General features: G+C 53.4%; 20 protein-coding genes and 2 pseudogenes. 10 read left to right on the top strand and 12 right to left on the bottom strand.

All coding sequences use genetic code 11. From position 1 onward, the window contains the following. Positions 1-199 precede the first annotated feature (199 nt). Positions 200-2,428, bottom strand: coding sequence for an ATP-binding protein (locus H6F57_RS22745; protein WP_190624449.1), 2,229 nt, complete (start codon positions 2,426-2,428; stop codon positions 200-202). Next, positions 2,425-2,769, bottom strand: coding sequence for a helix-turn-helix transcriptional regulator (locus H6F57_RS22740; RefSeq protein WP_190624448.1), 345 nt, complete (start codon positions 2,767-2,769; stop codon positions 2,425-2,427). Before H6F57_RS22740 ends, H6F57_RS22745 begins: the two co-directional genes overlap by 4 nt. Positions 2,770-2,970: 201 nt before the next feature. On the opposite strand from H6F57_RS22740, the gene H6F57_RS22735 reads away from it, so the two are divergent. Continuing rightward, entirely contained in the window at positions 2,971-4,101 is a 1,131-nt protein-coding gene (locus tag H6F57_RS22735) for a sensor histidine kinase (RefSeq protein ID WP_199289427.1), read from the top strand. A 22-nt stretch (positions 4,102-4,123) separates the two neighbouring features. Here H6F57_RS22735 and H6F57_RS22730 read toward each other — a convergent pair whose 3' ends face one another. Continuing rightward, entirely contained in the window at positions 4,124-5,380 is a 1,257-nt protein-coding gene (locus H6F57_RS22730) for an EAL domain-containing protein (RefSeq protein ID WP_190624447.1), read from the bottom strand. Between the two features lie 546 nt (positions 5,381-5,926). Here H6F57_RS22730 and H6F57_RS22725 point away from each other — a divergent pair. Continuing rightward, positions 5,927-6,982 (top strand): diguanylate cyclase, encoded by a 1,056-nt coding sequence (locus H6F57_RS22725; protein ID WP_347279983.1) that lies wholly within the window; start codon positions 5,927-5,929, stop codon positions 6,980-6,982. Between the two features lie 1,019 nt (positions 6,983-8,001). Here H6F57_RS22725 and H6F57_RS22720 read toward each other — a convergent pair. Beyond that, positions 8,002-8,688, bottom strand: coding sequence for a class I SAM-dependent methyltransferase (locus H6F57_RS22720; RefSeq protein WP_347279982.1), 687 nt, complete (start codon positions 8,686-8,688; stop codon positions 8,002-8,004). Between the two features lie 636 nt (positions 8,689-9,324). Here H6F57_RS22720 and H6F57_RS27715 point away from each other — a divergent pair. Beyond that, positions 9,325-9,781 (top strand): annotated as a pseudogene (locus H6F57_RS27715) (IS1 family transposase); the annotation flags it as partial. Next, positions 9,702-9,917, top strand: a complete 216-nt coding sequence (locus H6F57_RS27710; RefSeq protein WP_242024712.1) for a hypothetical protein — start codon at positions 9,702-9,704, stop codon at positions 9,915-9,917. The pseudogene H6F57_RS27715 and the gene H6F57_RS27710, both read left to right, overlap by 80 nt. A gap of 52 nt (positions 9,918-9,969) precedes the next feature. Here H6F57_RS27710 and H6F57_RS22710 read toward each other — a convergent pair whose 3' ends face one another. From H6F57_RS22710 to H6F57_RS22690, 5 genes are all read right to left on the bottom strand, one after another. After that, a complete protein-coding gene (locus H6F57_RS22710) occupies positions 9,970-10,119 on the bottom strand; it encodes a hypothetical protein (RefSeq protein ID WP_190624444.1) in 150 nt (49 codons plus the stop codon). A gap of 240 nt (positions 10,120-10,359) precedes the next feature. Then, positions 10,360-11,439, bottom strand: a complete 1,080-nt coding sequence (locus H6F57_RS22705; protein ID WP_190624443.1) for an L-dopachrome tautomerase-related protein — start codon at positions 11,437-11,439, stop codon at positions 10,360-10,362. 53 nt (positions 11,440-11,492) lie between these two features. Continuing rightward, a complete protein-coding gene (locus H6F57_RS22700; protein ID WP_190624442.1) occupies positions 11,493-11,777 on the bottom strand; it encodes a hypothetical protein in 285 nt (94 codons plus the stop codon). Between the two features lie 105 nt (positions 11,778-11,882). Then, complete coding sequence (locus tag H6F57_RS22695) at positions 11,883-12,140, bottom strand: hypothetical protein (protein ID WP_190624441.1); 258 nt, start codon at positions 12,138-12,140, stop codon at positions 11,883-11,885. Between the two features lie 5 nt (positions 12,141-12,145). After that, on the bottom strand, positions 12,146-12,364 hold the full coding sequence (locus H6F57_RS22690) for a lysozyme (RefSeq protein ID WP_199292384.1): 219 nt from the start codon (positions 12,362-12,364) through the stop codon (positions 12,146-12,148). Positions 12,365-12,836: 472 nt separating this feature from the next. Between H6F57_RS22690 and H6F57_RS22685 the strand changes: the two genes are divergently transcribed. Beyond that, the gene (locus H6F57_RS22685) at positions 12,837-13,292 is read left to right on the top strand and encodes a GNAT family N-acetyltransferase (RefSeq protein WP_190795045.1); all 456 of its coding nucleotides are present in this window, start codon (positions 12,837-12,839) and stop codon (positions 13,290-13,292) included. A gap of 262 nt (positions 13,293-13,554) precedes the next feature. On the opposite strand, the gene ggt is transcribed toward H6F57_RS22685, so the two are convergent. Beyond that, positions 13,555-15,357: a gamma-glutamyltransferase gene (ggt, locus tag H6F57_RS22680; protein WP_190624764.1), complete on the bottom strand. Its 1,803-nt coding sequence runs from the start codon at positions 15,355-15,357 to the stop codon at positions 13,555-13,557. A 196-nt stretch (positions 15,358-15,553) separates the two neighbouring features. Between ggt and H6F57_RS22675 the strand changes: the two genes are divergently transcribed. Then, complete coding sequence (locus H6F57_RS22675) at positions 15,554-16,030, top strand: hypothetical protein (protein ID WP_190624763.1); 477 nt, start codon at positions 15,554-15,556, stop codon at positions 16,028-16,030. Positions 16,031-17,831: 1,801 nt separating this feature from the next. Then, the gene (locus H6F57_RS22670; protein WP_242024737.1) at positions 17,832-19,028 is read left to right on the top strand and encodes an S-layer homology domain-containing protein; all 1,197 of its coding nucleotides are present in this window, start codon (positions 17,832-17,834) and stop codon (positions 19,026-19,028) included. A gap of 263 nt (positions 19,029-19,291) precedes the next feature. Here H6F57_RS22670 and H6F57_RS22665 read toward each other — a convergent pair whose 3' ends face one another. After that, entirely contained in the window at positions 19,292-19,459 is a 168-nt protein-coding gene (locus H6F57_RS22665; protein WP_190624761.1) for a hypothetical protein, read from the bottom strand. A 540-nt stretch (positions 19,460-19,999) separates the two neighbouring features. Between H6F57_RS22665 and H6F57_RS22660 the strand changes: the two genes are divergently transcribed. Continuing rightward, on the top strand, positions 20,000-20,716 hold the full coding sequence (locus H6F57_RS22660; RefSeq protein WP_190624760.1) for a Crp/Fnr family transcriptional regulator: 717 nt from the start codon (positions 20,000-20,002) through the stop codon (positions 20,714-20,716). A gap of 222 nt (positions 20,717-20,938) precedes the next feature. Here the strand turns inward: H6F57_RS22660 and H6F57_RS22655 are convergent, their stop codons facing one another. Continuing rightward, positions 20,939-21,148 carry a hypothetical protein gene (locus H6F57_RS22655; protein ID WP_190624759.1) on the bottom strand — a complete coding sequence of 70 codons (210 nt, stop codon included), beginning with the start codon at positions 21,146-21,148 and terminating at the stop codon, positions 20,939-20,941. 151 nt (positions 21,149-21,299) lie between these two features. On the opposite strand from H6F57_RS22655, the gene H6F57_RS22650 reads away from it, so the two are divergent. Continuing rightward, positions 21,300-21,830, top strand: a complete 531-nt coding sequence (locus H6F57_RS22650) for a hypothetical protein (protein WP_190624758.1) — start codon at positions 21,300-21,302, stop codon at positions 21,828-21,830. After that, a pseudogene (locus H6F57_RS27300) lies at positions 21,796-22,018 on the top strand (hypothetical protein); the annotation flags it as partial. The gene H6F57_RS22650 and the pseudogene H6F57_RS27300, both read left to right, overlap by 35 nt.

Here is a 22,018-nt window from a genome sequence, read left to right as displayed (position 1 = left end):
AGCGGTGTCGAGTGTTGCTCAACCGACCGGCGTTCATTCAAGGCCTAACGGGCTTTCACTGGTGGGTAGATGCCGTAAGCTAATTATTCCTGAATAAGCGGATTTGATATAACTCACCGATCTTGCATCGTGAAAGTTACCTGGTCGCACAACCAAGCTGGGGGCCTAAAGCAGCACTACTTGTGGCCAGGCACAATATCTAGCCTCGGTTTGGCTTCAGCAGGGTTATGATCTCGCTGACAAATCGTTCTAGATCCAACGGTTTCGTCAAGTGGGTTTGAAATCCAGCTTGGAGCGCTTTTTCTTGGTCGATATCTGCGGCATAGGCCGTGAGCGCGATCGCTGGCACCATCCCTCCCTGAGCGGGGGGGCGCGAGCGAATCTGCTGCATCAGCTTGTAGCCATCCATTTCTGCCATGCCAATATCGCTGACGATGACATCGGGAAGCCACTGCTCCAAGGCTTGCAGCGCTTCTACCCCGGAAGCAACGGCGGTTACGGTTGCCCCCTGTTGCTCTAGCAGAAAAGACTGAAACTCACGCGCATCAGTATCGTCCTCAACGAGCAAAACTTGCACGTTGTCTAAGCGTGTCTCTGCAGCGGATTGAAGCTGGTTTTGTTCAGGAAGGATTGGCGTTGCCTGCTGTAGGGCCGGTAGCTGCACGATAAAGGTCGCACCTTGCTGCTCGCCGTCGCTCTCCACGGTGACCCTACCGCCGTGGAGTTCCACAATCTGCCGCACGATTGCTAGACCTAATCCTAGACCGCCAAATTTACGGGTGGTGGAACCATCTTCTTGCCGAAAATACTCAAACACATGGGGTAGAAATTGCGGACTGATGCCCTTGCCCGTATCGATGACTCGAATTTGGGCCATCGCCTTGCCCAAGCTGCTTTCGGCAGCCACTTGCCTCAGTTGGACCGTCACCTGTCCGCCATGATCTGTGAACTTGACCGCATTGGTGAGCAGGTTCCAAACCATTTGTTGCAGCCGGGCAGCATCGCCAGAGACCGGAGCCACATCTGGGTCAAGGTCAAGCGTGATTTGAATATTTTTCGCGACTGCCGCTAAACTCACGGTTTCAATAGCAGCATGAATGATAGATGACAAACCGACCGGAGTCGCTGTTAAGCTCAGCTTGCCCTGCATGATGCGGGAAATGTCAAGCAAGTCCTCAATCAGTTGCGCTTGTAGTTTTGCATTACGCTCAATTGTGTCTAAAGCATTAATTTGACGAGCAGGATTGAGTTTGCCGCTGCGCAGCAGTTGTGTCCAGCCCAAAATCGGATTCAGGGGCGATCGCAATTCATGGGACAGCACGGCCAAAAACTCGTTTTTGATTTGGTTGGCTCGTTCCGCCGTTTCTCGTGCGGCTTGTTCGCGCTGCAGCAGTTGTTCTCGTTCTGCTTCGGCTTGTCTTTGGGTGGTTTTGTCCTGCATGATTTTGACAAATCCCTGCACGTTGCCCACTTCGTCCTGTAATGGCATCACCAAGCCACTGCCCCAAAAGCGACTGCTGTCTTTTCGCAGGTGCCAACGTTCATTTTCTGCCCGTCCCTGAGTTAAAGCGATTTGCATCTCTTGCTCGGCTCTTCCTTCTTGTCTGTCTTCTGGTGTAAAGATGATCCGAGCGTTGTGACCAATAATTTCGGCTTCTGAGTATTGCAGCAGGCGTTCGGCACCGGCATTCCATTTCGTCACGATCCCATTGAGGTCAAGCGTGAAGATGGCGTAATCTTTGGCACTTTCAATTATTAGGCGAAGGTGCGATTCGCTCTGACGCAATAACTCTTCTGCTTGTTTGCGTTCGCTGATGTCAATAAATACGATCGCCACCTGATGCATGGCTGCATCGCCAACCCGTGAAACCAAAACGTCGAACCAACGATCGAGCGCGTCCGAGCGCTCTTCAGTGCGGATAGACTTACCGGTGTGAATGACGTGGGCGTAAAGGTCATTCCAATGCTGTTCCAGTCCTGGTGCCAGTTCGCTTGCCCTCTTGCCGGCTGGGTTGGCAATGCCAGACTGCCGCTCGAAGGCTGGATTCACTTGCAAAATGCGGTGATCAAACGGCCTGCCATCGGCATCGAAGAGCACTTCAATCGTGCAAAAGCCTTCGCCAATTGACTCAAACAACAGGCGATAGTGCTCTTCAGATTGACGCAGCTGAGCTTCCGCATCGGCAGATTCGGCGGCGGTCTGATTAAAATTGCCAGGCTGCTGCAACTCAGTTTCTACCTGCGTTTTCTTCGACTGCTGGGCTTGAGCAAGTTCGCTTAACAGAATCTGCGCCGCCGTTTTCAGGCTGTCTGACCAAGTTTCGAGCGCACCCAGTGGCGTTTGAGACCAGTCGTGCGATCGCACTAGTCGCGCCAACTCCCCGTCTCCAGCGAATAATGGTTCAGGGGTCAGTTGTGGTTGTGTCATGCCTGCTCTCTATAATGCCGTTCTTCAAGGTCGCCGTTATCGGGCTGGTTGACGCTTATGTACTTAGCCAACAGCGCCTGGCGAGCTGCTTGTAAGCGTGGGTCTGCAACCTGTGCCAGTTCGACCAAAACGCTGTTGACTTGCTTCAGCGCTAGGGGCGAGGGCTGCATGTGCCCGTTTTCCCAGCGATTGAGGGTACTGAAGCTGACCCCCAAAACTCCCGCAAACTGTTCTTGGGTATGGCCCGTCAGTTGACGCAAATTCCGAATCAAGTGACCCACCTCCGGCTGACGCTGGGGTAAGCCGGGAAGGGAAAAAGCAGAGACTAGCTTTAATGTCATTACTGCGATCGCCTACGACACTCGCCCACACTCTATAGCGTCTGCTATGACAACATAGTTAGCCAAAAGGTAGAAAACCTTGCTGTAGGTCAATTTATCACCCCCCTAATCACTCCTAGAGAGGCATTAGGCTGACATCTTTTTAACTACCCCCAGCGGTATCATGCCCCTATTCCTAAGATGTTCCTAACAGAGAAATTGATGCGACTAGCAGACTTTATTCTTGGGAACATCGAGCCCATTCTTGCGGAATGGGAAACGTTTGCGCGCAGCCTCGCGCCCGGTGGGAAGATGACCAAGCTCGCCCTGCGTAACGATGCCGAGGGAATGCTGCGGGCCACCGCGCGCGATATGCAGAGCGACCAGAGCCTTGCGCAGCAGGCCAGCAAGTCCAAAGGCACTGGCGGCGCTGTTGGCGAAGAGAGCGATGAGCTCGACGACGCCTCGGTACTGCACGGTGTGGGCCGCGTGGGTTCGGGCTTTGACATCATGGAGGTCATCTCCGAATACCGCGCCCTGCGCGCCAGCGTGCTCCGTCTGTGGACCGAGCGTCACTCGCAATTCGACATCAACGATGTCAACGACATCACCCGCTTCAACGAGTCGATTGACCAATCGCTCGACGTGGCTGTTGGCAGCTACACCAACCGTGTCGAGCAGTCGCGCCGCATGTTCCTGGCCATCCTCGGCCACGACCTGCGCAGCCCGCTGAGCTCCATCAGCATGGCTGCACAACTGGTCTCACGCACCGCAAATCAAGACCCAGGCTCTGCCAAAGCGCTGTCGATCATCGAGACGAACACAGAGTCGGTCACGCGATTAATCCGCGACCTGATCGACTTCGCCTCGACGGGGCTGGGCAGTACGATACCGCTGACACGCGGTCCGGTCGATTTAGAAATTCTCTGTCGCCAAGTCTTCGAGGAATTCTGCGTTGCCCACCCGCAGCGCACGCTGCGCTTTCACCCAGATGGCGACCTGACGTGCGACTGCGACCCGGCCCGACTCCGCCAGGTCGTCTCTAATTTAATGGGCAACGCAATTCAGCACGGGTCAGCCGAGGGGCCAGTGGAACTATTGGTCGCTTTAGACGAATCAACCATGGTCTTGAGCGTGCATAACGAAGGGCCACCGATTCCGCCAGAGATGCTGGCGACGATCTTCGACCCGCTCATGCGCTACACCGAGCCGAATTCGACAGCGCAACGGGTTCCGGGCAGCATCGGCTTGGGGTTGTACATTGTGCGCGAGATTGCCGTCGCCCATGGGGGCACGGTAGAGGTCGCCTCGACGGCAGAGGCGGGCACAACATTTACCGTCCGCCTGCCCTAGCCTTGGACAGCGGGCAGATCTACTAAAACAGTGCTACGGTTTCGCTGATCGGTAGGGGATGCCCGAGCAGATACCCCTGCGCTTTGTTGACTCGAAGCTGCTCTAGGGTGGCGCGCTCGGCGGCTGTCTCTATCCCCTCGGCAATGAGTTTACTGCCGATTTCTTGAGCAAACCCGACTAGGGCGACGGTTAAGGCTCGGCGTTTAAGGTCGGTATCAATATGGCGAATGAGGCCGATGTCAAGCTTGATGATTTCTGGATTGAGCTTGAGGATGTGCAGGAAACTCGCGTAGCCCGAGCCGGCATCATCAACGGCGAGACGAAGGCCGCGCTCGCGCAGGGGCGCTAGGGCTTGACCAAACTGAGAATAATCGGGGATGGACACATGCTCAGTGACCTCCAGCACAATGCGATGGAGGGGCGCCTCGTGGAGGGTTCGATGGATAGCGCCATTCAAGATGTTGTCAGGCGAGACGTTGAGAGACAGATAGACATCGTCAGGGAGGTAAGCGAAGCTCGTGAGGGCCTTAGCGATCGCTGCCATCTCCAGCTCTTCGCTCAGGCCCACCTCAGCGGCCTCGTTAAACCACACATCAGGGCTGCGAATGGGCCGAGACCAAAACCGCGTCAGCGCCTCGACGCCGATGATCTTGTTGTCGACGAGGTGAACAATCGGTTGGTAGACGATAGTAAACGATTCAGACTCCAGCACTGAGACAATGCGCTGGCGCATCTCTCGGTGCTGGCGCTCGGCGGCTAGCTCTCGGCTAATTTGGCGAGAGGCAAAATTGGCAAACAGGCGCACGAGGGACAAGTCGCGATCGCCCAGCGTAAAGTCGGGCCGGCTGCTAAAGCAGCAGAATGTCCCATAGATCTGCCCGTTTCCCAAGCGGATCGGCACGCTGAGATGAGCTCCCACCGGTAGGTCCATGGTGACCGGCAGCTCCAGCGCCGCTGGAACCAATGAGGCATCTTGAATCAGCTCTGGCAGCCGACCATCGACAACGCGTTGGCAATAGCTCTCTTCGAGTGGGCCTGAGTCACCCACGGCGATCGGTGGATGCTCTAAGGATGAATCCACATAGCGAAATCGGCGCTGACCGCCTGAAAATTCGCCGACAAAGGCCACCTCCATGTCGAGGTAGACGCGAATGGCACACAGGGCATCGAGCACGACCTCATCGGTCGATTCTCCTTCAGCACTGGATGCCGACAAAAAGACGTAGGGGAGCAACGATAACTCGTTGGCTATCGGGTCAGGAACCAGTTGTTCAATCATTTAGCGGTACTCCAGACAGTATTCCGCAGTAGTACTTCGGACAATTTCAGTTTCAGATGATTCTAGACACAACCCAACAACTTAGTCAGGCCGAGAGTAGAGGCGTAGGTATGCGGTCAACACCAGCCCTGTGGCTTGGCACCGCCGCCAGTCCCAACCCAAACCCTAAAGACAAGAAGCCCTATCCTAAAGCCGCAGATCAGGGCATTACTTATTTTGCATCAGTCAGATAATATTATCAACCCAATTAAGATGCCCAAATTTCTGTGCATGGTTTCTGCCTCATAGGTTCCCAATCAACGATGAGTTAGCCATTTTGAGATCGTGACAGGTTTCAAAAGCCTATTCAGCCATTTTTTCAGCAGCTAACCGATTGACATGTGTTACACACAGACATCAAGGTAAATGTTTTTAGGGAATAAATAAGGATACCTGCCCCCATTACTACCCCCTATGGATCTTCTTCAAGACAACGCTAGAGCAGCTCCCTTGTCCTGTGCTCTTGAAACCGAAAGCACACCCACAGTTCTGCAACACATTCAGTCTATGGAACGATTGCTGATTGTGGTTCAGGAGCTGTCGTTGGCAAAAACTCTGGAGCGGATTATGGAAATTGTGCGCGTGGCGGCGCGCGAGCTGACTCGCTCCGATGGAGCTTGTTTTATGTTGAAAGAGGGTGACTGCTGCTACTACGCCGATGAAGACGCGATCGCTCCCCTCTGGAAAGGCAAGCGATTTCCCATGGATGTTTGTATTGGCGGTTGGACAATGCGCCATCGAGTTCCGGCGGTGATCGCTAACGTCTCTCAAGATCAGCGCATTCCCTGGTTGGCCTACGAACCTACGTTTATCCAAAGTCTAGTCATGGTGCCGATTCGCACCCTGAACCCGATTGGTGCCATTGGTACCTACTGGGCCGCTCAACAAGAACCCGCAGCCCAAGACGTTAAAGTGCTGCAAGCCTTGGCCGATACTACTGCGGTGGCGATCGAAAACGTTCAGGTTCACTCAGAACTGGAGCATAGGGTTGAACAACGGACGATTCAGCTCCAGATAACCAATCAAAAGCTAGCGTTAGAGATTCAGGAACGGCGATCGGCAGAGGAAGCCGTACGTCTACTTTCCCTCACCGATGAATTGACCGGATTGCACAACCGCAGAGGCTTTTTCTTACTAGCTGAACAGCAGCTAAAGCTGTCAACGAGGCTCAAAACTGCCTTTAGCGTGCTGTTTATTGACCTGGATGGGCTCAAGCAGATCAACGATTTGCAGGGACACGAAACTGGCGATGTTGCCCTGTGGGCGGCAGCTAATGTGCTAAAACGCACGTTTCGAGAATCAGACCTGGTCGCTCGATTGGGGGGCGATGAGTTTGCGGTTTTAGCGCCAGGCAACCCCGAAGAGTGGGACCGGCTGCAGCACCGGCTACAGGATGGCATTGACCAGTTCAATCAGCGGCAAGAGGCTCCTTTCCAGTTATCCATGAGCGTCGGGTCCTATACCTACGAGACAGGCGAGACCCGATCCCTAGAAGATATCTTGGCTCTGGCCGATCAACAAATGTATGAGCAAAAGCGCTTGAAGCGGCAGTCAACGATTTGACCCTAGGTACATAACTCACGATGTCGTTAACGGTGGCCTCGTCCAGGGTTAATTGCATCTTAATCGAGTGCTCGTATTGATAGGCTCAGGGGTAAAATCAGCGGGGTATAGCGGGTCGACTCAGGCCTAGGACCCATCATGGTCGGATAGTTGGGTTAATTGCCTCAAGAGCGAAACCGGTAATCTTTATCCCGGCGATCGCCAGGGGCAGATGTGAAATTCGTTTACGCCAAATAGCTTACCTCTGCTACCGCCTCCACCGACCAGGGCACCATAGGCCCACAGCGGGCGCGATGCTATATCTGTAGATGTAAAAACCCCCACAGGCACCGCTGGCCTGTGGGGGTTTTGTTTTTTGGGCATCTTAAGTCAGTTGCGTGGGTGCTGGGCATGGACTCTGGGGGATGGCCTGCTGAGTGGGCGATCAGAGTGCGTCAGGGCTGAAGACCTGTTTTTTGTAGGGTGCTTCTCCTAAAAGCTTTCGCAAATTGGAATACTGCTTCCTGAGAATAGAGGGTAGGCAAATAGGCCAAATCAAAGATGCCAAAAGGATAAACAACCAGCTTTCTAAATCCTTAGGACTTGAGCTATCAGCTATTAAGAGACTTGAGCAAAAGGCAAAGACGATGCTAGCAGGAATGAAGTAAAACAGCATTACTTTGAGGAGAATAAGGAGTTTGTAGCGAGTGGTAGACCCTGCTTTCCATGCTGATTTACATCATCCCTTATTGTTTCTCCCGACGCATGGCTAGTTCTACGGAACTCTAGATGATCGGCAAGCTATCAATTCATTATATTTACCCAGTGGTAACCCAAACCTAGTGGGCCTTAGCCATTAGCAGCAAAACCGACTAAGCCATCTGGCCGATCGCATCCTGCTCCCGCTGCCGCACTCATGAGGCAGGGCACCATAGGTCTAGCAGCGGCGATCGCTCCATGTAGATGCACCCGAAAACCCCCACCGGCACCGCTGGCCCGTGGGGGCTTTGTTTGGGGTGTCGATTAGCTATCTAACCAGCTCAGGTCGTGGGCCTTGAGCAGAGCGTTGTTTCTGAATCGGCAGCTCTTCGAGTTGCGACACACATTAGCGTCAGCGCTGCATCAGCAGACCAGCAGTTTATACCCGATAAGAGCTGCCCAATCCTATAGCGCCAGTGAGGTGGCTTGCCCGATTGGCCCTGTAAAGCTTCAGCCCCAATAGCATTGTTATGGGGGTAAAGCTTAACCTCAAACCCCAGTGGTACCAGCGTATCCAAAAACAGATCTCGGGTTACCCCGTGCCCAGGTTGGTGATGTACCTCTGTTGCCAAAGCGCTTAGTCTCTCTTCGTCAGGAATGTACAAATCCCTTAAGAAGAAGCGATAAATAAACCCCAATCGAAGTTTGTAAAGCAGTAGCCCTAGGCCCCTATAGTGCCAGCCCGTAAGCTGAGGGTCGTGGTCTACAACCAAAAGCCCACCTGGTCGCACTAGCCGAGCCGCCTCTGAGAGAACCTTTGGCATATCATCGCAGTGGTGTAGGGCTGCATTAACAACAACCAAATCTGCAAACCCAGACACTAGAGGAATATTGTGGGCATCGGCTAAGAGAGGGATGTAGCCAATAGCCTTAGCCATAGCCAGCGAGCCTGGAGCTATATCTATACCAATCAGTAGTTTGGGAGTTCCGCCGAGGTTAGCCAATAGGTTGCCGGGCCCGCACCCCACATCTACAACAATTTTGCCAGTCCAACTACCCGCAGCAGCCTGCCAGCGCTCTTTAAAGAGCGCATCTCTGTGGCAGGCATCAAAGTAAGTTTTAGCCCATTTGGGATGGCTAAAGTAAAGACTATTGGCCTGAATAGACGGCGTATTTTCAAACCAGCAAGTCCATAGACCATCGACAAGTTTAATCTGCTTTTTGTTGTCTAAAACCTGTTCTATATTGACTGGATTTTAGAAGCTGACAATAGCTCTTTGAGAAAAAGAGAATTATGCGGATCAAGCACATCTACCATGGATATCTCAGCCTAAAGCATGGAGCAATAAAGTTTTTACAGAGAATAGATTTCCAGGATGCTTATTTTTCATTGTAAAAGAAAAAATCAAGTTAGGAAGGTGTAGAGATATACAATTCAATCTCACAACTATTCATTTTGAGAGATTACATACATTTGCTCAAACCTTTAAAGGCACCCAGAAACCGAAGAAGGATAGGCCGGAAGGCTATCACCAGGGCTATCCATAGGACTAGGGAAAATTTTAATAACCTTTACAGACAAAAAATATACCATCCGGATAAATCTCTCTTTAGCCAAACAAGTTAGGCGTTGCATAATTAGAAGATGAATTAGGGTAACTATGATGCAATGTCCGGAATGTGAAGCCGCTCATATCCGTAATAATAGCAATAGGAAAGGTAAACAAAATCACATTTATGTAGCTTGCGAACGTCAGTTTATTGATACCTAATGACCCTCATTGAGATTACGCAGATGGGGTGAAACGCGAATGTCTCAAGATGTACGTCAACGCCTCTGGGTTTAAAGCGATAGAACGGGTTAAAGGGGTTCATCACACGACGGTGATTACTTGGGTGAAGCAAGTAGGCAAACGACTCCAGAGGTCAACGAACTCGACGAGCTGGAAACCTTTGTGAGCTCAAAAAAACAAGATTTGGCTATGGACGGCCGTTGACCACTTTAGGAAGGTGATTTTAGGCTGGTTACTGGGTGGCCATTGTGCTGAAACCTTTGCCCCGCTCTGGTCTATCGTGGCTGACTGGAACTGCTATTTCTACGTTGCTGATGGCTGGTCGCTTGGGTGCAGCTATAGACTCTGGAGAATGGCCTGCTGATTGGGCGATGTATGTCGGTAATACTGGCTTGGGGACAGGCCTGCTTTGGCTGGTGGGGGTTGCTGTGCTGGTCGGGCTGTATCTGAGGCAGCGGGCGTAGGCAACAAAGAGCCCCCGGCGATTGCTAGAGGCATGGTGAAATTTCATTGGGGCTAGTGTGCCTGGTAGTCCTCCAGGGCATCAACAGCGCTTTTGATACTCACGTAGGATTTATTTAGGAGCGCGGCATGGGTTTTGTCGGCCGGCTCGGTGCGTAGGATACGGTTGAGAATTTGCTTTAGGGTCTGAATGTCAGTGTTCATAACTTGCCAACCTCTTAGTGCTGCGTCAGGTTGATTTCTCTATCTACGAGTGTTACGCCGTAGCTACTAGGATTCATGAACCGAACGACTGATTTCCCAGGAAGTCCTACTTTTGGTGCCCACTGCTTTGACGATCGCGCGCCTGCCCTGTTTCTCAAACACCAGCAGACGTAGGCAGCAAAAAGCCCTGGGTACTGAGCTAAGGACTATGGATCAAGGGCACCCCCAGGCAGCAAATGCCTACGGCTGGGTTCTAGGAGCAAGGGGTTCAAATGCAAAAATATAGAACGGCGGTGTGCCCGATTCTACTCCTGCATTTAGCGGGGCCGATAGGTGCAGTCGATTGGTAACCGCATAGATGGTTTGACCATCGGCAGAGAACTCAAAGTCATCAACCCAGCTAAGGCGAGGATCTTCAATCAAACGGCGGTACTCCCGCTCGGGGGTGATCACACCGATCGCATTGGCTGCGAGTTCTCCTAAATAGATGTTGCCAGCCCCATCCATCAAAATGCCGTCACAAATGGGTTTGTCGGCATACTTCTCGACTCGACTTGCCAATTCTGCCGCGCTCAGAGACCCATCCCTCAGGTCGGCGGTGCGAATTCGATAGAGGCTGGTGCCGTGCAGAGCGCCGTAGTAAAGCCATTCGTGGTTGGCATCCATGGCAATGGCATCTACGCCGACTTGCGGTCGCTGGTAAGTGCGCTCTTGACGCCTCAGCAATGGATTGCCCTCCACAAACAGGTCGATGGGTTCTGGGGTAACGCTGTAGTGGCCCTCTAATACTCGTTGGGCGGTGCCTGCTTCTAGGTCCACCACGATCAGGGCTGCGTTGTCGCCACCGGCTGGGTCGGTGATGAAAGCGGTCTGGGTCGTCTCGTCAATGCGCAGGTCGTTAATGAACGAGCCAGCAGGGGTGACATCGGCCAGTGAAATGGTTTTGTGGAGAGCGCTTTGCTGGGTGTCCCACCCCACCAGCTGCGGGGGGCTATCATTCCCCATGGCGTTGTCTAGGAGCCAAACAATGCCGGTGCTGTCGCTTAAAAGGCCAAGTACGCTGGCGGTAACGGGGCTATTTTCTGACTGGGGTAGCAACGGCGCGATCGCACCATTGCTGTACTCGGCGACGGGGTAAGGCGGGTTGTAGAACTGGTGCAGCGACAGAATTAGCTGCCCGCTGGGGGTGACGGTCAGGTTGCCGGGGGCTTGCTGTAGTTCAGCTACGACCTCTAGGGAGGGTTGGGCGAGGGCAGTACGAGCAATCGCGCCAGTTGTCAGCAGGGCGGCAGACAGCGCAAGGGGAAAGAGTCGTGGCATGGGGTGGGTTTGGCGAAATGGAGACAGGGGAGCGTCCACATCCTCGCACTGATTTAGCTGGGAGTAAATCTACGGCAAAGGTAAATATTGCCCAAAACTCGGCGGCTGCGTCGGTATTGTCTGGTAAAACGGACAACACCGACGCGGCTGGCTAGGATGCGCGCTCGCAGTTCACCATCCACGGCGCGAGGCTTGATACCTAGAGACATTGCCAACACCTCGCCGTTGGCCCACTCTGGTGGGGTCACACCATGGCGCAGTAGTTGGAGGATCTCACGCTGCTGCGATTTAATACGCTCTAGGCGGGCAATAATTTCGAGCAGGGTGGGGTCGGTCATGATGGTTCTTAAGCCATGCTCATTAATGCTGAAAAACCTTTGAGTTTCAATGGTTTTCACTGATTGAAAGAGGGCAAAGGAGCGGTGACACTTTAATTAAAGCGTCTAGGTGCGATCGCGCCACAGCAGGCTCAATTGCTGCATCCTGGGCTGTCCCACTTCATCGGGTATCAATGGCCTTAGCTCGGTCAGGTAGCCTTTCCAATCAGCCCCGGTATTAGCGTCAACGTGGCCATATTTATAGCCAACCTTAGACACCGTTCCAGTGCGGCCATCGGGCAAGACAACGCGATCGCCATAGGCAAAATTGTGGGGGTTGAGCTGGTGCAATTCGAGCGGGGTGTAAAGGCATTGCCAAGTCACGGTGGTTACTCTCCGAGGTAAATGGCTCTCTCTTTCTCGCGGCGCTTGTCCAGACCGGGCAGCACCTTGCCACCGGCCTTTGTCCAGCTCATTAGGGCATCGGCAGCGGTTTGGTGGTTGCCTACTTGGGCGTGGCGATAGGTGTCGCTGCCTGTAAATTGGTGCGGCCCCACGTTGTAGCAGAAACTGGACAGGGCGCTGGCCTGATGCTCAGCTAGGCCCAAGGGTGCGATCGCGGCCCCACACCTGAAAGAGCTGCAAGGAGAGACTGTGATGCTGCTCTTTCAGGTGTGGGGCAACTAAACCAGGACTCAGAGTTATTTCACTGGGTGTCTCCCTTTGCGACTGGCTCATGGTTTTGCCACAGGCGTTGTACTGAACGTAGGACCGCTCTGTTCGGTAAGGATAATGTTTCAGCCGAATCGCATCTCGCACCTGGTCAAGCAAGCGCCTTGGTGGAGTTGAACCATCCATGAGTAATTCTGTACTAGATATAAGGGAAGCTTAAGTTGTCTTTCCCCCAGTCGCCAGGGATTTATACTGAAATTTTCCATCTAGGATCCCATATTCGGCATTTATGCTGAAATTTTTCCACATAAGATCTATGTGGGGTGTTTAGGCAGACAGATTTCCACCTAAGATCCCGCAGGGGGTATTAGGCAGAAATTTTCCCTCTAATTACGAGTTAGGCACCGTATGCGGATCCGCAAGTACGAATCGTCCGACTGGCCACATCTATGTGTGATCCATGATGAAGCGCGCAAGCAAGAACTCGAGGCGAGCGGGTTGATGGACGCGTTTCTGACGCTTGAGGAGACTGCAGAAGGTGAGGGCCTGTTCGATGGTAAGGTGCTGGTCGCGGATGACGAGGGCATTCCGTTGGGCTTCATCGCAATCGCTGAAGGCGAAATCACCTGGCTCTACGTCAGCCCGCGGCATCAGCGCCGCGGAGTCGCGAGGCGGCTGGTGCGTGAGGTAATTTCTTGTGAATCCGGTCCGGTTTCGCTCGACGTTCTCGAAGGCAATGAAGCCGCTCTACAGTTGTACCTTGGCGAAGGGTTCGAAGTGGTGAAGCGGGTTTCTGGTCGCTTGGCGGGGAACGAGGCGTTTGCTGCTACGGGCCTTGTTTTGCGTCACCATGGCGTTGCCTAACCCCTCCATCGAGCGGCAGCCACCGGCCAGCTGCGCTACAGCGGTTTCGCGCGGCTGGCCGGTGGCCGCCGCTCATGTCGAACGTTAGACCGCCTCTGCTAGGAGGTAGCTGAGGTGATTATCGAGCAAGCCGAGTGCTCAATGGCTTCAAACTGCTGAAGGCTAGTGGGTTGAGTAGTTGCCTGCAGCTATCCAGTCAATACAAAAGAACTAAATAGATCCAACTCGCAGCTTCACTACTTTAGGGCCGTCTACGCTGGTTTCATTGTTCCACTACCATCGCCGTTCCCCCGCCGCGCCGCGTGGGTTCTGCCGCCGCCAGAATGGAACCATCGGGACGCACAATTAACCCTGCAGCAGCACCAATTTCGGGCACAGGCTCTAGCACATGACCCATTTCAGCTAACGCCTGAGCGATCGCCCCCTGCTCAAAACCGCCGTCAACCTGAGTTATGCCCGTGTTGCGCTGGGAAAGGCGGGGGGCCGCGATCGCTTCCGGCAGCGTCATGCCAAAGTCGATCAGGTTCACCGCCAGACCAACCACCGTGGTGATGATGGTGGAGCCGCCCGGGGAACCGAAGGCCAGCAGGTCGCCCCCCGGGCTGCGAGCGATGGTAGGAGCCATGCTGCTGCGGGGCCGCTTCCCCGGCTCCGGCGCGTTGGGATGGGGGCTGACGGGGTCAAAATCCGTCAGCTCGTTGTTGAGAATAAAGCCATAGCCCGGCACCACGATACCCGAGCCACCGATAGATTCGAGGGTGAGGGTGTAAGAGACTAGGTTGCCCAGGCGATCGCTGGCTACGAGATGCGTCGTTGAGATACCAGTTGCCCCCTCCGACCGAGCACTAAGTTGGGGCACAGTCAGGCTAGGGCTGGGGTCATTCTGGTAGGGCAGCGGATCACCCGGCGCGGCGCGGAAGTCTTTACCCGCTTCCGGGGCGCTGTCGCCGATCAAGGCTCGCCGAGTCTGGATAAAGTCGGCACTGCGCAAACCGGTCAGAGGCACATCTACATACTCAGGGTCGCCCAGGTAGGCGTTGCGATCGGCAAAGGCTAAGCGCTCAGCTTCCAGCACGGTGTGCCAGGCTTTAGCGCGGTCGCTCTCGCCCAGGTCAAACCCCTCCAAAATGCTGAAAATCTCTCCAGTGGTGATGCCGCCGCTGCTGGGTAAGCCCATGCTGTAAAGCGTAAAGCCCCGGTAGGTGGTAACTGTCGGTGGCCGCACCCGCACCTCATATCGATCGAGATCCGTCAGCGTCATGCCGCCGGGAATGATGCGAAAGGGGGGTTGCTCAACGGCAGGAGGCCGCTGCACCGTCTGGGCGATCGCCGCCGCAATCTCACCCCGATAAAACGCATTCACCCCCTGACCAGCCAGCAGACGATAGGTGTTGGCCAGGTCAGGGTTCTTGAAGCGCGAACCAACGGCAGGCGGCCTGCCATCAGGTAGGTATAAGGCCTGGGTCGACGTAAAGGCTGCAAAGCGGGCCTGGTTTTGCGCCACCTGGGCCGCAAAGTTTGCGTCTACCGCAAAGCCGTCTGTGGCCAGGGCGATCGCCGGTTGCAGCGCCTCCGCCAACGACAGCGTACCGTAGCGGTTCAGCGCCTCCGCCCACTCCAGGGGCGTTCCCGGCACACCCACCGCCACCCCAGACGAATTGCGGTTAGGTGAAAAGGGCAACACCGCTCCGGTCGAGCTGTCGGGGTCTTTGAACATATCCACCTGGGCCGAGGCTGGGGCCTGCTCGCGGCCGTCAAGGGTAATGATGCGATCGCTATCCCTTAGATAAATCACCATAAAGCCACCGCCGCCAATACCGGCGGAAAAGGGGTCTGAAACCCCTAAGGCGGCGGCAGCGGCGACGGCGGCATCGATCGCATTGCCACCCCGTTTTAAGACATCAATACCAATCTGGGTGGCGCGGGTGTCTACGGTGGCCACCGCTCCTCCTCGCCCCTGAGCTACAAAGGCCGGTGCCTGAGACAGCAGCGCCTGATTTGTCAAGAGAACGAACCCCACACAGATACATACCCCTAGCAGCCCAAAGACAATTCGCCTAACCATAGGTTTCTCATATTAGAGCTGTACCACGGGCACGGTGTACGCCATGAACCGCTGACAGCAACCTACCACCGATTCGCCTGCAACTCGACCCGTTCATATCCACCCAGCAGCTTGAGCCGCGCTCAAAATAAGAACATGTTTCGCTACAGCTTTGACTATCTTAGAAATATCGTGCTTAATCTTGAACAAAAAACCGATGAGTTTCTCCAAGTCTTACAGTTTTTGTCTGGTACTTAGGTTAGCTAGAATTTTTTCCATCACAGCAGCCTTAGCCACAATCGCGACCACTACCGCTCAAGCAATTCCGGTTCCGGCTCGCACCGAAAGCTTGACGGCGATCGGAGGTCGAATTACCGAAATCCAAGCTGTCCGCATTCCCGTTGCCGATAACGTCACGGGGTCAGAAACGCGGGTTTCGCTCCAGTTCACCCTGAATGGCTGCCTCGACTCACTGCTGCCCGTTTTGTCGTACAGCGAAGTGCTCGGACGCCGCGCCACCATCTATGTGACTGCACTGAACGCCAACAATCCTCAATCCGCCCTTACCCGCTGTGTCGCCATCCCGCAAGCGACGGCGCAAGTTAGCGTCCCTGGGATCTTTCAGCCGCAACAGGTGCGCGTCGTCTTCCTAGGTGCGCCGCCAGAAGAGCAAGTTGTGCGCGGCCAAAGGTAATCTTTGAGTCAGCAAATGTCAGGAAGCCGGGCGGTGCCTTCTTTGCGCTAACTACTGCAGAACATTCTTGAATAATTGCCTGCGCGCGCAATTAGCCCATCTGGCTTACGCCGATACAGTTGAGTAGCAATTGTCCAACGCGGCGTTGGACAAATTTTGGAATTTTTTACGAAAGATCTGCCGAGAGAGATTGTGAGGCTGCTTTGAGGCACGGGCAATTAGCCTGGGCAATTGTGCAGCCTGATTGGGTGTGTACTATAGCTAAAATATGTGAAAAATTTCTGGCTATCCACCCAGATCGAATAATATGCGGAAAGTTTCCAGCGATCTGGCGGATTGAGACAGATATACCGAAAGTTTCTGGCTATCCACCCTAATAGGAGCAATATGTGGAAACTATCTCTTTAACAAGATTGTTGTGCTGCTATTGCCTGATGTACGTTTCTATTCGTAAGCCCTCTAACGGGCTAAAATTTCCCAATTTGCTTTTTCCTTCTCGCCTTCGAGGACGGTTGGATCAAAGTCAACTTTGATCGTTTGCGCTGTTTTCTGGCTATTGACAACTTCCTCGAAGGAACCGGATAGAAAGTTGCATTATCCTCGAAGTTCACTGACCAGTTTTCCACGAATGTAGTCTCTCGCAAAACAATTCGCGTTACTACCAGAGATAATAACCGTCCGAAACTTATCCCCAGACCATAGCAAGCTTTTATCAACTGTCAGTTCGACAACGATTCGATTATCAGTTTTTCCTGTGCCCAATTCGTTGTTAAAGACTTGTGTATTGAAAGGCTCTGGACTGCCGTTGTTAAAGGTAATTTGCCCTTCGGTAACAGTGCGGATGGCAGGAAAGCAGCTAGATAGAAGAATTAGGACAGACGAGAGCACTAATCCTAATTTGTTCGTTATCGCTTAGTTCAAAGCCTTTTTGCTATGTGTGTCCTAACACACAAAATCTACTCACCTTTCTCTTAAAACATCATCAAATCTGTGACACTGCTATTTGTGGTCACGCTTGTCCGGAGACATTCAATGGGGTATGGCACCGATTCATGTAAAAATTGCAACTACTCAACGACAACTATAGATTCTCAGCACTTGATTCTGTGAGTCAGCAGTGCCAGCTAGAAATCTGCTCATCACCTTCAGCCCAATTGCAGTCCACTACGGTAATCTAGCTAATTATTCGGTATAGGCTCAGCTTATAAATTTAGTCCGTTCCAGATGGACGGAATATGAGACCTACTACTCCCTTAAACTACCCGCGAATAACCACATGCGCTTCAGATCACCATTTTGCCTCGGCCTAGCGCTTAGCTTGAGTCTCAGCTTGCTCACACCTTTGAGTGCGTCTGTGTCAGCACAAACGCCTGTGCCTGCGCAGGTGCCTGCACCCATCCCGGCGCCAAGCACCTCCTTTAGAGATGTCCCTGCCGACTACTGGGCTTATGAGTACATATCAGGCCTCGCACGATTCAGTGTGATTAGCGGCTTCCCCGATGGCACGTTCCAGCCTAACGAACCCGTAACCCGCGCGCAGTTTGCGGCGATTTTGAATCAAGCGTTTATGTCAGCGCAGCCTTTTCAAGTACCGAATGAGCGGTTGAATGCAACGCAGCCCAGTACTCCAACCTTCGCGGATGTGCCTAACAATCATTGGGCGGCTGGCTATATTGCTAAAGCTCGCACTGCGGGCTTTCTCTCAGGATATCCGGGGAATCAGTTTAGGCCCAATCAACCGATACCCCGCGTACAGGCCCTGATTTCTATCGCCAATGGATTGGGATATCAGGGCGGTAGTATGGCGGACTTATCTGCCTATAAAGATGCTGCTGCTATTCCGGCATATGCTCGCCCTGGCATCACCGCTGCCAGAGCCGCCAACATCGTTGTTAACTATCCTGCCCTCGATCAGCTCTTGCCCAATCGCCCAGCGACCCGCGCTGAGGTGGCGGCTTTTGTCTATCAGGCGTTGGTCAAAGATGGTAGGGCGCAACCTGTGGCAGCAGCCGGTGCTCGCTGGAATAAAGCGCCCATAACAACCCTGCCAACGGCAGCGGCAGGGTTTAGCTTTAGCGCGGATGGACAACGGCTACTGGCCTTGACCACAGACGGTGCAACGCTTCAGATATGGAATACGCAAACAGGTGCGCTAATCAAGGAGATTACTGCTGGCGAGCAGACTCGTTTTGATGGGGCGGCGATCAGCAAGGACGGGACGAAGGTGGCGGCGATCGCGCAAACGTCTCCCACCAACACCGTGGAACTAGCGGCATGGACGATCGAGACAGGTCAGCCGCTGTGGAAAAAAACAATCAGCCAGGCAACTTCAACCATAGATGGTGGTCAGATTGCCTTTAGCAGTGACAATCAGCGGATCATAACGTTTGTGAACCCCGATCAAGACGGCACTTCTGCACCACAACTAGCTCTGTGGAACACGGCGAACGGTGCAGCAGTGCAATCTTTAGACACCAGCGGTAGATTTGCCATTAGCCCCAACGGCCAATTTTTAGCCATTCAGCTCTACTCGAATGATTCATCGGGTCGTGTAGACCTATGGCGGCTCAATCAGAGCGGCATGTTTGAGTACGCTAGGACGCTGCCGCCGGAAGATATCCTCTTCTGGGGGATGAATATAGTCTTTAGAAATGATGGGTTGCTTAATGTGCTAACGCGATCGCCTGGCGATGGACTGCTGGTCACTTGGGATCCACAAACGGGCGCGCGCGTGACCAGCACTGGGCTACCGGCTGATCGATCCGATGATGCCATAGGCCTAAGTCCAGATGGTGATAGCTATTTCTTTGCGGGGCCGGTGGCCGGAGCGCGCTTGGGCAGTGTGAGAACTGGAGAAGTTCAGGACTGGCCTCATGGCTATCGGGTTGCGTTTAGCGATCGCGGCAACTACCTAGCGCTCATGAACAACAACCCCAATGAAGTCGGATCAGCGCTACCCACGCTATCCATCAGTATCTATTCAAAAACTGCCCATTAGGCCAATCTCCAATGAAAGGCTGGGAGAGAAAGGGAACAGTTATACGGCGGCGGTAGCAACCAACAAAATGCCCCTGGCAATCGCCAGGGGCAGATGTGAAATTCCATGTACGTCAAACAGCTTACCCCTGCTACCGCCCCCACTGACGAGGGCATCCTAGACAAGTAACGGGCACAAGTCTTGAATCGTAGATGCACCCTGAGAACTAACCCCCACCGGCACTTCTGGCCCGTGAGGGTTTTTGTTTGGCATCTGTGCAGACACTACCCCACCGTCCATCCCTTAGTTTTTTCTGCATTTATGCGATCGTATTGGGATGACATGACTAGGCCATCTAATTCTCTCATCAACGCTTCAGCAGTACCCGTGTCCCCATCATTCGCGGCTTGGGTGTAGGCGTCTAGCAAAATGCAAAATTCGTTGATTATCATTTGCCACCCTTCTTAGTACGGCGTCAGGTTGATTTCTCCGTCTACGAGATAACACTCGTAATTATTGAGCAGCCACAACCGAACGGCAGATTCCCCAGGAAGTCCTACTATTGGTGCGGACTGCGCTGGCATGTTTTTTTGTCTTGGGCACCCTGGGCAAGTTGCAACGGGTGCGGCTATGGATGGGATCGATGCATTTACGACGGCCAGCGAGAGCTAGGGCGATGGGGAAAACATCGTGCTGGTAGTGCTGGCGATTGGGCTCAACGTGGGCCTCGTTGATTGGGGCGCGGTTGGGGATGCCGGGTAGGCCGCAGGATTAAACGCACAAATCTCTTAGTACAGACCAAGGAAGGTAATATAAAACCGCTGAAACTTAGCCACATTGCCAACTATATTGCTGTTATTGTGCAAATAGGCAACGTAAAAAAGGTTTGCCAGCCTAGATTAATTTCTTTTGACATTGTGAATGGGATTTAAGCCTTTTTCCTAGTGCCAGTAGTTGTTTTTCTCAACATGGCTCATCCCTAGGAAAGAGATATGTCTAACGTTCAAAATTTTGATCGCCCTGCGAATCGTCTGCTTGCGCTTCTCCCAACAGAAGTATATGAACGGCTAACTCCCCATTTAGAGCTGGGTTCACTGACAATCCATCAGCCCATCTACGACGTTGATGAATCCATTCCTCACGTTTACTTTCCACACGACTCATTGTTTTCTTTGGTTACTTCAATGGAAGACGGCTCCACCATTGAGGTTAGTCTAGTAGGACGGGAAGGAATGGTGGGTATTGTGGCCCTTTTGGGCGGTACGACCAAATCCCATCGAGCCTACGTGCAGGTTCCAGGCCAGGCTACGCGCATGAGTGCTGCAACGTTAAAGGCTGAGTTCGATCGCGGTGGACCGTTACAAAGCGTACTGCTTCGCTACTATCAGGCTCTTTTTAGCCAAGCGGCTCAGTCTATCGCCTGTAATCGATTTCACTCAACTAATCAACGACTGGCTCGCTGGCTCTTGCTAGTACGAGACTGTGTGCAAAGCGATACATTTTTGTTGACTCAAGAGTTTATCGGAGAAATGTTAGGCGTTCCCCGTCCGAGTGTCACAGTAGCCGCTGGCAACCTGAGTCAGGCTGGTGTTATTCGTTACACCCGTGGTCAGGTCACGATTTTGGACGGTGAAGCTTTAGAAAACTATTCTTGTGAATGCTATGGAGCCATTCAAAGGGAGCTTGCTCATTTGCTAGGTCCCCTATAAGCACAAATATGTTGCCTGATGTTTAAAGTCTGACCGACTTGAGCGTTTAGATTAGCTCAGGATAGCTTTGACCTAAAAGTTGGCTTACTTGTTTGGGGCATGATGGTTCTGTGGGCATGCTCATTGATGCTGAAAAACCTTTGAGTTTCAATGGTTTTCACTGATTGAAAGAGCATCAAAGGAGCGGTGACACTTTAATTAAAGCGTCTAGACGCGATCGCGCTACAGCAGGCTCAATTGCTGCACTCTAGGCTGCCCCATTTTATCGGGTATCGCTGACCTCAGCTCGGTCAGGTAACCTTTCCAATCGGCCCCAGAATCAGCATCGACGTGGCCATATTTATAGCCCACCTTAGACACCATTCCAGTGCGGCCATCGGGCAAGACAACGCGATCGCCGTAGGCAAAATCGTGGGGGTTGAGCTGGTGCAATTCGAGTGGGGTGTAGGGGCATTGCAGTGTGTTGCCCGACGTAAGGTTGTGCCCCCAAGATACGACACAGAGTTGTGCCCCTTCAGGGTTTTAGCGGTAAAACAGTAGAACATAAGACGTTAGATAGCCATCGTGAGCGGAGGTAAACCCGATGACTACCGTCATCCCAGTGCCGTTGCGTCGAGAAATTGTGACCCGTCATCAAGCGGGAGAACCGCTCTTAGAGATCGCCCAACAGCTGAAGTTGTCGGTTTGGGGCGTGCGTAAAATCTGGCGACAGTACCGGGACAATGGCGAGGTGGGCCTTGCGATCCGCTATCAGCAGAGCGGACCGCGCGGGGAGCGTTTGATCTATCGTGCGGCGGTGTGGCTGAAACGGCGTCATCCGGGGTGGGGGGCGGGGCTGATTCGAGTGCTGCTGGCAGAACGATATCCGCAGGCCGTGATTCCCCATCAACGCACCTTACAGCGTTGGTTTCGCCAACAACAGCAGAGCATACCGCCGATGCGACGTCCTCCGGTCGAGCGGCACCGGGCCGAGCGGGTGCATGACGTCTGGCAATTGGATGCGACCTCCCACCAGCGCCTGGCCGATGGGACCCCCGTCAGTTGGATATCGCTCGTTGATGAACACAGTGGTGCGCTGCTTGACAGTCACGCTTTTCCCCCAATACGTCTTTGAATCGGTATCGGCCCAGCAAGTTCAAGCCGCCCTACGAGACACCTTTGCTCGATGGGGACAGCCTCAGGCGTTGCCGGTCGATAATGGCCCACCCTGGGGAAATCGCCACCATATGCCTCAGGCCCTGACGCTTTGGCTGGTCGGGTTAGGCCTTGACGTTATCCATAACCGCCCCTATCGTCCGACTG

Source organism: Leptolyngbya sp. FACHB-60 (assembly GCF_014695775.1).
GTDB lineage: Bacteria > Cyanobacteriota > Cyanobacteriia > Phormidesmidales > Phormidesmidaceae > Nodosilinea.
This window is presented reverse-complemented; position numbering and strand designations above follow the sequence as displayed.

Bases quoted from the DNA above. Each gene is read 5' to 3' on its own strand.
- H6F57_RS22685 (WP_190795045.1), top strand. From the start codon at position 12,837: ATGCGGATCCGCAAGTACGAATCGTCCGACTGGCCACATCTATGTGTG.
- H6F57_RS22745 (WP_190624449.1), bottom strand. From the start codon at position 2,428: ATGACACAACCACAACTGACCCCTGAACCATTATTCGCTGGAGACGGG.
- H6F57_RS22730 (WP_190624447.1), bottom strand. From the start codon at position 5,380: ATGATTGAACAACTGGTTCCTGACCCGATAGCCAACGAGTTATCGTTG.
- H6F57_RS22740 (WP_190624448.1), bottom strand. From the start codon at position 2,769: ATGACATTAAAGCTAGTCTCTGCTTTTTCCCTTCCCGGCTTACCCCAG.
- H6F57_RS22725 (WP_347279983.1), top strand. From the start codon at position 5,927: ATGGAACGATTGCTGATTGTGGTTCAGGAGCTGTCGTTGGCAAAAACT.
- H6F57_RS22710 (WP_190624444.1), bottom strand. From the start codon at position 10,119: ATGAACACTGACATTCAGACCCTAAAGCAAATTCTCAACCGTATCCTA.
- H6F57_RS22675 (WP_190624763.1), top strand. From the start codon at position 15,554: ATGAGTTTCTCCAAGTCTTACAGTTTTTGTCTGGTACTTAGGTTAGCT.
- H6F57_RS22735 (WP_199289427.1), top strand. From the start codon at position 2,971: ATGCGACTAGCAGACTTTATTCTTGGGAACATCGAGCCCATTCTTGCG.
- H6F57_RS22700 (WP_190624442.1), bottom strand. From the start codon at position 11,777: ATGACCGACCCCACCCTGCTCGAAATTATTGCCCGCCTAGAGCGTATT.
- H6F57_RS22670 (WP_242024737.1), top strand. From the start codon at position 17,832: ATGGCGGACTTATCTGCCTATAAAGATGCTGCTGCTATTCCGGCATAT.
- ggt (WP_190624764.1), bottom strand. From the start codon at position 15,357: ATGGTTAGGCGAATTGTCTTTGGGCTGCTAGGGGTATGTATCTGTGTG.
- H6F57_RS22660 (WP_190624760.1), top strand. From the start codon at position 20,000: ATGTCTAACGTTCAAAATTTTGATCGCCCTGCGAATCGTCTGCTTGCG.
- H6F57_RS22665 (WP_190624761.1), bottom strand. From the start codon at position 19,459: ATGATAATCAACGAATTTTGCATTTTGCTAGACGCCTACACCCAAGCC.
- H6F57_RS22650 (WP_190624758.1), top strand. From the start codon at position 21,300: ATGACTACCGTCATCCCAGTGCCGTTGCGTCGAGAAATTGTGACCCGT.
- H6F57_RS22705 (WP_190624443.1), bottom strand. From the start codon at position 11,439: ATGCCACGACTCTTTCCCCTTGCGCTGTCTGCCGCCCTGCTGACAACT.